Source organism: Rhodopirellula baltica SH 1 (assembly GCF_000196115.1).
Classification (GTDB): Bacteria; Planctomycetota; Planctomycetia; order Pirellulales; family Pirellulaceae; genus Rhodopirellula; species Rhodopirellula baltica.
Genome location: NC_005027.1, coordinates 109,045 through 121,004 on the forward strand (window position 1 = coordinate 109,045; position 11,960 = coordinate 121,004).

At 55.8% G+C, this 11,960-nt stretch carries 7 protein-coding genes; 3 read left to right on the forward strand and 4 right to left on the reverse strand.

The features are described from left to right. Positions 1-340: 340 nt before the first annotated feature. Both RB_RS00450 and RB_RS00455 read right to left on the reverse strand, forming a co-directional pair. Entirely contained in the window at positions 341-2,092 is a 1,752-nt protein-coding gene (locus RB_RS00450; protein ID WP_011117798.1) for a TIGR03545 family protein, read from the reverse strand. After that, positions 2,089-3,051, reverse strand: a complete 963-nt coding sequence (locus tag RB_RS00455; protein WP_164921280.1) for a DUF2062 domain-containing protein — start codon at positions 3,049-3,051, stop codon at positions 2,089-2,091. The genes RB_RS00450 and RB_RS00455 overlap by 4 nt, the downstream gene beginning before the upstream one ends. Positions 3,052-3,317: 266 nt before the next feature. Between RB_RS00455 and RB_RS00460 the strand changes: the two genes are divergently transcribed. From RB_RS00460 to RB_RS00470, 3 genes are all read left to right on the forward strand, one after another. Next, positions 3,318-6,602 carry a PSD1 and planctomycete cytochrome C domain-containing protein gene (locus RB_RS00460; RefSeq protein WP_164921281.1) on the forward strand — a complete coding sequence of 1,095 codons (3,285 nt, stop codon included), beginning with the start codon at positions 3,318-3,320 and terminating at the stop codon, positions 6,600-6,602. Between the two features lie 118 nt (positions 6,603-6,720). Further along, positions 6,721-8,133 (forward strand): DUF1501 domain-containing protein, encoded by a 1,413-nt coding sequence (locus RB_RS00465; protein ID WP_007329353.1) that lies wholly within the window; start codon positions 6,721-6,723, stop codon positions 8,131-8,133. After that, positions 8,126-9,097 carry a hypothetical protein gene (locus RB_RS00470; RefSeq protein ID WP_011117801.1) on the forward strand — a complete coding sequence of 324 codons (972 nt, stop codon included), beginning with the start codon at positions 8,126-8,128 and terminating at the stop codon, positions 9,095-9,097. Before RB_RS00465 ends, RB_RS00470 begins: the two co-directional genes overlap by 8 nt. A 259-nt stretch (positions 9,098-9,356) precedes the next feature. Here the strand turns inward: RB_RS00470 and RB_RS00480 are convergent, their stop codons facing one another. Both RB_RS00480 and RB_RS00485 read right to left on the reverse strand, forming a co-directional pair. Further along, positions 9,357-11,189, reverse strand: a complete 1,833-nt coding sequence (locus tag RB_RS00480; RefSeq protein ID WP_165447198.1) for a UbiD family decarboxylase — start codon at positions 11,187-11,189, stop codon at positions 9,357-9,359. A gap of 334 nt (positions 11,190-11,523) precedes the next feature. Continuing rightward, the gene (locus RB_RS00485) at positions 11,524-11,790 is read right to left on the reverse strand and encodes a hypothetical protein (RefSeq protein ID WP_011117804.1); all 267 of its coding nucleotides are present in this window, start codon (positions 11,788-11,790) and stop codon (positions 11,524-11,526) included. Positions 11,791-11,960 lie beyond the last annotated feature (170 nt).

The following is an 11,960-nucleotide window of genomic DNA, read 5'->3' on the forward strand; positions in this document are numbered from 1 at the left end:
CTTGGGCCATGCAAAAAGGCCGGAGGTCGACGCACGATTGACTCGTGCACCCACCTCCGGCCTTTGTCATCACGATCACGCTCGCGGCGTCATCGTCACTTAGCAGCCTGTTGATTTCGTCGCATACCGAATGACAACAATTTGCCGATAGGCGTCAGCCCTGGTTGGCGTCTGACTAACCGCCGCTAACGCGGTACGGCTCATCAAATCGACAACCCGTTCAGACTCAGCGAAAAATAAGTGGCCTAGGCTTCCAGCCTTCGATTCTGCGAAACACAGGCGGGAAGCCTAGGCTGCGTCTGCTGTCCGACACTTGTTTTTCGCTCGTTGCTTCGTCGAACTACCGCAAACTGGATCCAAACGCGGTCTTGAGCTTGCCAAGGTACTGATCAGCTCCATTGATTTCGCTCAGAATTTTTCGGCTGAGATCTTCTACTGATTTGTCAGCCTTGGCCAACAACGATTGAGCTTGGTTTTGTTGTGCAAGCATCCACTCGTTCAGCTCCAACATCTGCTCACGATGAGCCTCATCAACCTTGGCAGCAACCTTTGCTTTGGAAGCTTCCATTTGGCTGGCGATGGCCGTCTTGGCGGCGTCGTTGAAGACCTGACCCAGGTTGGTGTTCAGCTTCAGATCCAAATCTTCCCAAGTTCCATTGAACTCAGCATCGATCTCGACGTGGTCCACGTTGGCGAGTGATTGATTCATTTGGATCGCCGCCGTCGAAGCTCCCGCGTCGCCTTTGACATCCAAACGCATGTTGACGCCGGTTTGTTTGCTGACCAAACGACCTTCGAGATGTTCACCGCGGCTGCTCAACTGCACCCATACTTCGCGAACGCCACCTGCGATTGCGACTCCAACGTCTTTGCCACGTCCCAAGTGAATCGGGTCGGCATCCATTTGAGGCCAGTGAAGGGTCAGACGATCGAGTTGCTCGCCTTGTCGACGATCGCGAACGTAGTCGACATCAACGGTCTCAGGACCTTCCAACCGCAAGCGAGCTCGCGTTGGATCGGCCAACAATTCTGGTGTCGGCGTCATGTTCTCGACCACGCCCGTCAACGTGAAGACTTTGCCGTCGGCACGCATCGTGCCGCTGACGTCACAGTGACGGATCATCAATTCCGGACGTCGATTGCGTCCGAGGAAGTCATAGTCTTCACCACGAACTCGTTCGGTATCGGGTGCAACGACGGTGTAGTTGGCGAGCGTACGTCCGCTGTCGAGGTAGTCACGCAATTGCGAGAGCGAACGTCGAATTTCGGCACTGACCAAATCGACTCCAAAGTTTTTTGACTCGCTCAGGTCGCCTGGCACAAACGCGTCGACCTTGTCGAGGTCAGCTTGCTTTGCTTTTTCCAAACGAGCCAAGTCGCTCTTCATTTGATCGGGCATCGCGTTCATTGCGTTGCGCAACGAAATCAGCTGTTCACGAGCGGCTTCGGATTCAGCCAACGTGCGCTGCAATTCCGGCCAATCTCGCAATGGGTTGTCGATCCCGCTGGCTGCTTCGCGAATGGTTTCGACGCGTTTTTCCAGTTCTTTGGTTTGTTGAACCAAACGCTCGTACTCGCTTTTCCAACGACGTCGAATCTCTTCCCCGGTGCGAACGGTTTGGAGATCCTTGCCCATCGCTTCGGCACGAGCACTCAGCCCGTTTGTTGCCGACGAAAGCAAGTTTCCGATCATCGAAGGACCGGACGCTTCCGTTTCGTCCGGCGTTTCTTCCAGGTGTCCGCTCGTTTCGCGAGTGGTTCCGATTTGTAAACCAGCGATGCTGCCTTGTCGAATCACCCAGCGTCGACGGAGCAACGCATCGCCGTCGATGACCAAGTTCACCGAGTCCGCTTGGAAAGCGTTCCGGAACTCTTTGTCATCACGTGGATCAGCGACATGCACCGAATCGAATTGGATCTGGGGTGGAAAGAGGCCAACGCGAGTCGCACCGATATCGGCTCGGGCTCCCGTCGAGGCTTCCAACCCGCGAACCGTGATGTAGCTGGCCATCGGGCCGAGGCCCCAAAACAGCAGCATCAAAATGGTCGCGACAACGATAAGCCGTGTCAGTAAGAATCTCCAACGAATCATGCTGCATCCTTGTCTTGCGAATCGCGCAATTGACGAAGCAGATAACTGAGCGCTTCATCGATTTTATGTTGGTCGTCGTTCGTGGTCAGGGCTGGGCGATTGGAGTTGCCCGATCCCAATGCCACGGCCTTCTCGTTTGACATCGAATGCAGATCGGAATCCGCGTCGAGGACTTCGATGTGAGTTGTGTTTTGTTTGGAGGAAACGTCGCTCGCGGGTGCGTCAATCGCTGCGGAGGCTCGTTTCGAATCGGCACGTTCATCTCGATATGGCGAGATCTTAGCCAGGACCGGTTCCGCACCATCGACGCGGCGAAAATCAAAGACGCGTCCTGAACTGGCTTCGGAATCAAAAGCAATCGCATCGACGGTCGACGAATCCGATTCCTGTGCAGTATCAGGCGCGAAGTGCGGCTCCGATACTTTGCTGTGTGGCGCGTCGACGAAGTGTTGCTCCGTGTTTTGTGAACGTCGCTTGCGAGCGGGTGTCACAACAACATCGTCTTCCAAATCATCGTCTTCGTTCCAGTTGCCCGAGACCGCTTTGAACATCGGATAAGAAATTGCAAAGGCGGGAACCAGCGAAATCAGGCCGATCAGAAAGCTTCCCATCACGACGGTGTTGTTCAGGTCTGTCCAAGGCACCAGCGGAAAGTCCCACGCTTGGGCCATCACTTCGGACACGCCTTGTTGCGAGAAAAACCACTGGGCAAATTGATCCGAAATCGGATCCAACCGAGGTGCAACCATCGTTACACCGATTGCCGTCAGAGCGACCATCGCGTGGTTGACACGCAACATCAGAACTCCGAACACCAACGCAACTGCCAACAGGTTGCCGTGAGGGATCAGGCCGATGAGAAGGCCCAATGCCAATCCCCAGGCGAGCTGAGAAGGATATTTCCTCCCCGCGATCGCTTTGCGAAGACTGCTGAGCAGCTTGATCGAAAACAGAATCATAAAACTCGGCCCACGCGGCTGATCGATGGATGTAACAACTGGAATCCTCGTCATCATCGGCATCTCGAGGACAACTATTTAGTACAACCGGCAAATTCGGTGCTGCCAGACCAATCGGCGATTCATGCATCACAACGCGGCAACGAATGGATCGCCCTGCTCTATGGACTCTATTGAGTTTCACAGGCGTTTTCCCCTGCCTTTGATTGCAAGGAAGCTCGCGGAACCGAATCCGTTTCGCTGACATCTTGAGTCGATCTGTTACAATGAGTTTCCCGCCCACTCTCCTTCCCATCTTGCCATTCATCGTGGTTTCTCCACCCATGCATTTCCGATTGCTCCCTTTTGATTTTTTACGGTGGACGACCGTTTGTTTGCTCGGGCTAAGCAGTTCCTGGCTCGTCAGCGCTTCGGCCGACGAACCTGAGATCTCGTTCAATCAAGACATCCGGTCGATCCTTTCCGAGAACTGCTACTTCTGTCACGGACCGGATGAGAACAATCGCCAAGCCGGTTTGCGGCTGGATGTTCGCGAGGAAGCGATCGACTATGCCGCGATTGTGCCCGAGGACGTCGATGGCAGCGAATTGGTCGCGCGAATCGATCATGAAGATCCGGAACTGGTCATGCCACCGCCGGATTCGCACAAGACATTGACCGAGAAACAAAAGCAATTGTTGAAGGCGTGGATCGCTCAGGGTGCCCCTTACGAGGAACACTGGTCGTTCAGTCCGATCCAGCGCCCCGAAGTCCCCGATCTGACAAAGTGGGATGAAACGGTCGAAAGCAATGATGTTCACCCGGTGGATGCTTTCATACGCGCCCGTTTGCTGGCGAAGGGTCACGATCTTTCCGGTCCAGCGAGACCGGATCGATTGCTTCGACGAATGCATTTGGATCTGGTTGGATTGCCGCCAACTTGGGAGGAAACCCAAGACTTCTTCACTCGCGTTCAGGAGACGCAGGCATCCGCCGACGCTCGGTCAGCACTCATTGATCAACAACTGAACGAACTATTCGAAAACCCACATCACGGTGAACGCATGGCGGCGTTCTGGTTGGACTTGGTCCGATTCGCGGACACGGTTGGTTACCACGGCGACCAAAACCAACACATTTTCCCCTATCGGGACTGGGTGATCGACGCCTTCCAAAACAACATGCCGTTTGACGAGTTCACGATCAAACAACTCGCCGGCGACTTGCTGCCGAACCCAAAAACGGATGACTTGATTGCGTCAGGTTTCAATCGACTGAACATGATCACCCGCGAAGGCGGTGCTCAACCCGGTGAGTACTTGTCCAAGTATGCGACCGACCGCGTCCGAACCGTCGGCATGGCGTGGATGGGGCTGACCACGGGATGCGCCGAATGTCACGATCACAAATTCGACCCGTTCACCGCCAAGGATTTTTATTCGTTGGGTGCGTTCTTCGCGGACATCGAACAGTGGGGTGTCTACAGCGATTATGGATACACGCCCAACCCTGACTTGAAGGGATACAACAACAACTTCCCATTCCCTCCAGAAATCGAACTCACCAGCCCCGCCTTGTTGCGAGAGCAAACGCAAGCCAAACAGGAACTCATTCAGCTGGCTCGATTGCAATTGGCGGCAATGCCCGACGACCAAAAGACCGCCGCGAATGATTGGCTGGCAAACGTCAACGGTTGGCTCGAACGAGAAGCCGATGGTTGGCAGTCGCTTCCGATGGCTTCCGTCCCATCGAAGGACAAAAAAGTTCAAGCATGGACGGCCAACGATGAATCGGTCTCGCTCGGATCTTTGTCGCCACAGTCAATCCAAGTCAACCTGCTGACGGCGGCCAACCAGTCACCTCAAAATGTCGAAGTCCGCTTCTACATCGAGGAGACCAAACCGCCAACGTCGGAAGAATCCGGGTCAGAAGAACCAAAGGACGAGAAAAAGGAAGAAGCAAAGCGAACTCGCACGGACGTTTCAGTTTCATTCGCCCGAGCCAACCGCTGGTTGCCCTCTTTCTCCAGCACGGTCGCTCAGCAAAACGTTGCTTCCCGTTGGTCCGTCCCGGCGACCGACGCTGCCGGACGCGCGGTCAAACAGCGTCCGCATCAGTTCATGATCGATCAATCCAAACACGCTGACGATCCGATGCGAGCGGTGTTTGAGCTGTCGGGACCGCTGCAATTGAAGGAAGGTCAGTCATTGATCGCGGAGATCAAAGGATTGGCTAGCGACACCGAAGTGACATTCGAGTCGTCGCCGTTGGTCCGGTTGCGACCGTTTGATGCAGCGGAATTGGAGGCGATTCAGATCTGCGACTCAATCAGCCAACCCAACGCCTTGTTGAGCTGGATGATGTCCAATCCCAAACAAGCCAAAGATGCCGGTGCGATCAAACATTGGCGTGACCGCTACCTCGCCTGCCGCGACGGGCGGACATGGACGATGGTGACGAAAGCAACCGAGCCAATGGAAGTGCGAGTCTTGCCGCGTGGCAATTGGCAGGACAAATCCGGCGCCGTTGTTGAACCCGCCACACCGGGTTTCCTCGGAAGCTATGGCATCGCAACGGACAAAGAAGCAGACAACAAAGACGCCAATGCCAAACGTCTCACCCGTTTGGATCTGGCTCGCTGGATCGTGCATCGAGACAATCCGTTGACAGCCCGAGTGGTCGCGAACCGACTTTGGAAGCAATTCTTCGGCGTCGGTTTGACCGCGGCGGTCGATGACTTGGGTGCTCAAGGCGACCCGCCTTCGCATCCGGAACTGCTTGACTATCTCGCGATCGAACTGATCGATTCCGGTTGGGATCTACGGCACGTGACTCGTTTGATTTTGACCAGCCGAACGTATCAGCAGGACAGTCGCGTTCGACCGGAGTTGTCTGAAATCGATCCCGAGAACCGCTTGCTGTCTTACCACCCACCGCGTCGTTTGGAGGCGGAGATCGTTCGCGACAACGCGTTGGCTGTCTCGGGTTTGCTGAACCTCGAAATCGGTGGCCCATCGGTCAAACCATATCAACCGGATGGCTACTACTCGAACCTGCAATTCCCCAGCCGCAGCTATCGCTCGACAGCCGGCGACAATCAATACCGTCGCGGGATCTACATGCACTGGCAGCGAACGTTTTTGCACCCAATGCTCGCCAACTTCGACGCCCCCAGTCGTGAGGATTGCGTCGCGATTCGAGCCAACGCGAACACGCCTCAACAGGCGCTAACGTTGCTTAACGATCCGACCTTCATCGAAGCAGCCAGCGAACTGGCGTGGAACATGATCGAGCAGAAGGAGTCGGATGAAACTCGGTTGCGCACGATGGTTCGCCGATCGCTTCAACGCGATGCGACCAGCGAAGAGATCGAACGACTCACGGTCTTTTTGAATCAACAGCGTGAGCTATTCCTCGCCGACGAAGCTTTGTCGGTTCAATTGACCAGCATCGGCCAATCCGCCACACGGCACAACGAATCGCTTTCGCCCGCCGATCGTGCTGAGTGGGCCGCCTGGACCGCGACGGCCCGCATCGTTCTGAACCTGCACGAAACCATCACCCGCTACTAAGAAACGTTTGGGAATAAAGTGTCAGGTACCTTTTGCCGGAACGGCTCATGGGGTGCTTCGCACAAAAGGTACCTGACACTTTTTCCCGCTCATTGCTAAGCCATCCTAAAATCACATCATGAATTCTTTCCCAACCATTCAGCGGCGTAGCTTTCTCAAGAGCGGCACGTACAGCGTCGGCATGGCCGCGCTGGGTTCGATGCTCGCTCGCGAAAGCCAAGCCAGCCAATCGGATTCGCCTCAGCCACACTTTCCCGGCACAGCGAAAACAGTCATCCACCTCTGCATGGCGGGCGGACCCAGCCACGTTGAATCGCTCGACCCGAAACCGGAACTGGACAAGATCAACGACCAGCCTTTTCCGGCTTCGATGACCGACGGTCAACAGCTCGCGCAGCTTCAAGGATCGAAACTTGTCGCTCGTGGATCCTTTTGCAAATTCAAAAAGTGGGGCCAATCAGGTCTCGAAATCAGCGAACTGTTTCCGAACATCGGATCGGTTGCCGACGACCTGTGCATCATCCGATCGATGCACACCGAACAAATCAATCACGACCCAGCTCACGCCTTCATGAACACGGGATCGATCCAAAAAGGTCGTCCCAGCATGGGCTCGTGGTTTTTGTATGGCTTGGGCGCCGAAACCGATTCGCTGCCAGGTTTCATCGTTTTCACCAGCCAAGGCCGTCACGGGGCGCAACCTGTTTCTGCGCGTCAGTGGAAAGCGGGTTTCCTTCCTAGCCGGTTCCAGGGCGTCCAGTTCCAATCGCGAGGCGACGCGGTTCATTATGTTCGTCCGCCCGGCGGCATCACCGACACGACTCAGCGAGCGACGATCGAAGCAGTCAACGCGTTCAACCAAGATTTGCTAGCCGATCGCGGCGACTCCGAAATCGCGACTCGCATCAGCCAATACGAAATGGCGTTCCGAATGCAAACGTCGGTGCCGGAACTCGCCGACATGTCCGATGAGTCGCAAGAAACATTGGACCTGTACGGTGTGACCAAGCCCGGCGATGGATCATTCGCCAGCAACTGTTTGATGGCTCGGCGGTTGGCGGAACGCGGCGTTCGGTTCATCCAGCTCTACCATCGTGCGTGGGATCACCACAGCAATCTAGAAGTCGGCATGAAGGACAGTGCCAAAGCGGTCGACCAAGCTTCAGCAGCGTTGATTCAAGACCTGAAACGTCGCGGCATGCTCGACGACACGCTGGTCATCTGGGGTGGCGAGTTCGGTCGAACTCCAATGAAACAAGGCTCCGGCCGCGACCACCACATCAACGCGTTTTCGTTGTGGATGGCCGGTGGTGGCGTCAAAGGTGGCATCTCGTACGGCAACTCAGATGAACTTGGCTACCGTTACTTGAAAGACGGCGAAGAAACTCACGTTCGTGATCTGCATGCAACGATGCTGCACACTTGTGGACTCGACCACATGAAGCTGTCGGCCAAGTACCAGGGTCTCGACGTTCGTTTGACCGGGGTCGAACCCGCTCGTGTCCTGAAACCGATTCTGAAGAATGCTTGATCGGATGAATCAGACTTCCGTGAACAGAGCCCGTCAAACACGTTCACGGTTCTTCGCCTGGGCTTTGGCCAGCACGCTTGTCGTGCATGCCGCATCGGTCGATGCCGCGGACGACAATGCTTTGTTCAATCAAATGCGAAGCGGCGGCATTGCCCTGACCGACGATGTCACATCGCAAATTCCGAGTCTCGCTTTCGTCGATGCGTCTGGCGAACCGGTCGTTCCCTCAGAGGTCAAAAAGCAACTCGAAAAGTTGGCTCGCGCCGGAGGAATCCAGCGTTTTATTCGCGACTCGGTTGTTGCTCCCATCGCCATCGACATGGATTCGATTTCCAACGCCGAGGGTCAACGAATCGGGCATCTGCTGGACGTCACCTTTGTTGTGCATGCACCGATTGACCTAGTCGAAGACTCCGACACACTTCAGTCGTTGCTGGGCGTCAACAATCAAGAAGCAGAAACAGACGAAGCCGGTGCGGCGAACAAGGTCACCACGGAGGAACTTTCCAGACTCGGAATCGCAGTCGACTCAGAATCGGAATCGTTTGGCCGAGTCAGTTTTCCGTTGCTCGACCGAGTTCTGATCAATGGTGTCATTCATGCGGAAACCAAACGCCACATCGAAGGTACCGCAGATGATTATGTAACCGTCGCATGGCAATTGGATCCACGCTTTGAGAATTCGTGGAGCCCGATCGAACGAAACGATTTGGGGGAGGAAGTCACCGGCGACGCGAAAACGTATCGAGGGCTCGGTGGTTTGATCACCGCGACACGATTGCCAGTCGACATCGCGGGATCCGATTCTGATGCAACCATCGTGCAGGCCAAATTGGTCGTTCACGAACCGGTCGACTGGTTCGGCGGTCGCAACCAATTGCGAAGCAAACTGCCGCTGATCATCCAAGACCGCGTGCGTGACCTTAGGAGGAAGCTCGCGGAAGTTCACGACGCGTTGCGTTGAGCGATCCTTCGCACAAAGTAGCGGCAGGGCGCGAGCCCTCCGGTTCCTCACCGGGCGGCTCGCGCCGCACCGCTAACGGCGTGAGACCTTGCTAACGCTGCGGGTTGTGATTGGGGCTCCGTAGGCCAGGTCATTACCTGGCGTCTCAACCGATGCTTTGGAACAAAGCGAGTCGCCCGGCAACGAATCTGAAGTTCATTATTGAACCACTCGTGACCCCGCCTAAGTCAAACTGGCCGACAAGGGATCTTCAACACAATCACAAGTACTTGGCCAGCTCATCGCCGCGAGTCGCTCTTGCATCGACCTTGGCGGTCACCTCGGCGTCTTCCACCAACGGTGGAGCATGATGCGGTTTGACGCGCGCGTCGATGACCAGTGGTCCGCGACAGCCCCAATGCTTGGCCACCACTTGGACTCCAACACCGTCGACATCAATCGCCGGGTTGCTCCGTGTGAACGTCAACCACAACCAATTGTTCAACGTCGCTGCGGCAAATTCAGAATCGTCACACAACGTGATCAATGGCACGCTTTCAAGACCTGGCTGATGCTCCAGGTGCGCAGTGAGACGTTGAACGTCTTCGCGCGACGCGTCGCCGGTGTACTTGGGCCCTCTTACGGCGATCACGCCCGGCATCACTAACTGCGGATCGGAAATTCCATCGGGCAGACTGAGACCAGATGGAATCTCCGTCGCGAGTTCTCGGGTCGATTGGCCCGTCGCCGCGACAACCAACTTGGAACCTTGATTCAGTCCTGTGCCGCTGTAGTCGAGCGTGTCGATCGTCGTCTTGGTATGGAAATGCAAATCGCGACGCCAATCAACTCGGCGAAGGATGTGCTGGATGAAGCTTCCAATGTCGTGGATTCTGATGGAATCATCTGGGTCGTCCGTGATCCACAAATACTTCGCTAGCGACAATTGCCCGTTACCCAAAATGGCATTTGCCTGCGTCAACAACTCCTGAGGCTCTTTCGCCTTCAGGTAGGGCATGTACCGTTCGCTGCCAATTGCCAACAACAACGGATGGACGCCAGCCGCATCGACCGCGTGAACGGCTTTCACACCAGGGATCACCGTTGGAATGATCGGGTCCGTCAATTCGTGAATCAACTGTCCGAATGTCGTGTCCTCTTGCGGAGGCCGGCCGACGACCGTGAACGGCCAAATCGCATCTTTGCGGTGCCAAACATGTTCCACCTTCATGAAAGGGAAAGGATGCTGCAGCGAGTAGTAACCCAAGTGATCGCCAAAGGGACCTTCCGGCATGGTCGCGGTTGGATCGACTTGTCCCACGATCGCGAAATCAGCGTCGGCGTAAACTGGCGCATGGGAACCGCGAATCATGCGAACACGTCGACCTGAAAGCGCTCCGGCAAACGTCAACTCGGTCAGGCCTTCGGGAAGCGGCATCACCGCAGCCAAGCTCATCGCCGGTGAACCGCCGACGGTGATCGCAACTTGCAACGATTCGTTGCGATCCATCGCGGCACGATGGTGCACTCCGATGCCGCGATGAATTTGATAGTGCAGCCCGACTTGATTCTCAGGGTCGTATTCGTTTCCCGCGAGTTGAACGCGGTACATCCCCAAATTGACTCGCATCAAGTTGGAGGGAGCCTCCGGGTCCGCAGACAACACTTGCGGCAAGGTGACAAACGAACCACCGTCCATCGGCCATGACTTCAGCGCCGGCAGTTCACTCAATCGACACTGGTTCGCCTGAACGGCACCGCTTCGAGTGAAGCGAGGCAGCATCGTCAACGCGGTCATCGGCACACCCGCGTATCGCATCGGGCTTTTCGGTAGCGCCGACGGATCCAGTTTGACTTCGATCAATCGCCGCACACGTTCGAGCGTATCACGAAACAAATAGCGGGCTTGGTCCAAGGACGCAAAAAGATTTGACGCCATCGGAAACTTGCAGCCACGGACGTTCGTGAACAAGATCGCCGGGCCACCTCGCAGATAAACGCGGCGTTGGATCTCGGCCATCTCCAGGTTTGGATCGACTTCGTCATCAACCGTGATCAGCCGATCTCCGCTGCGAAGATCTTCGACAACGTCTCGGGTGCTTCGATGTTTCAACGCGAAAACTTTCTGTCGAGAACCGGAATCGAGAGGCTCGCGTGAGCCTTTCAATCTTTGCTGCAACCATGATCGCCCGATGGCAGCCACATTTTGGTGAACATAGCGACTGATGGTAGACCGAAGGCGAGGGATGCTGCGAACCGTTTTAGCCTTCGGCACAATCGCCGCAAACTCTCGGGACGAGCGTCCCTAGGGAACATCGGGTTGAGCCAACATACCGCGACAACCGCCTCGCATGCTGAGCGGCGATGTCCCCCCGGTTGTTTGACCGTCAAAGCGATCACCGCCACAACGGACCGGTCATCGAGATTCGCGAATCGGATTCAGGCGATCATTTGAATTCGTCTTCGAAAGCAGCGAAGTCATCGCCACCTTCGGCCACAAATTCTCCACCGCCGAAATCATCGCCATCGACGGCAACGGCTTCAAACTCGTCGCCTTCGACGACTTCAATTTCATCGCCATCGGCCATCATCTCTTCTTCACAAGCGGGCACAACAGCGGCGGCGGGTCGAGGCTTGCGGTTTTTCAAACCCACCACGACCACCGACAGAATCATCGCGAGCAAGAAAACGACCCAGCAAATGAAATAGATCATGGGAGACAGGTCAGCCGGAAAAAGTGAAGGTCGTGGAGCGAATCGAGAAAGATGCCCCACATCCTAATTGCCGCTGGTCGAGTCGGCAAATTTGGCTCCGGCAAGCGTCCGAAGCCCCGTTTTCCCGTGTCATCTCTCCCACAATCCACCCCGTCGCTCATCCCAAGCGG

Excerpts from the sequence above, each read along its gene's own strand:
- RB_RS00450 (WP_011117798.1), bottom strand. The coding sequence starts at position 2,092 with ATGATTCGTTGGAGATTCTTACTGACACGGCTTATCGTTGTCGCGACC.
- RB_RS00455 (WP_164921280.1), bottom strand. The coding sequence starts at position 3,051 with ATGATTCTGTTTTCGATCAAGCTGCTCAGCAGTCTTCGCAAAGCGATC.
- RB_RS00460 (WP_164921281.1), top strand. The coding sequence starts at position 3,318 with ATGAGTTTCCCGCCCACTCTCCTTCCCATCTTGCCATTCATCGTGGTT.
- RB_RS00465 (WP_007329353.1), top strand. The coding sequence starts at position 6,721 with ATGAATTCTTTCCCAACCATTCAGCGGCGTAGCTTTCTCAAGAGCGGC.
- RB_RS00470 (WP_011117801.1), top strand. The coding sequence starts at position 8,126 with ATGCTTGATCGGATGAATCAGACTTCCGTGAACAGAGCCCGTCAAACA.
- RB_RS00485 (WP_011117804.1), bottom strand. The coding sequence starts at position 11,790 with ATGATCTATTTCATTTGCTGGGTCGTTTTCTTGCTCGCGATGATTCTG.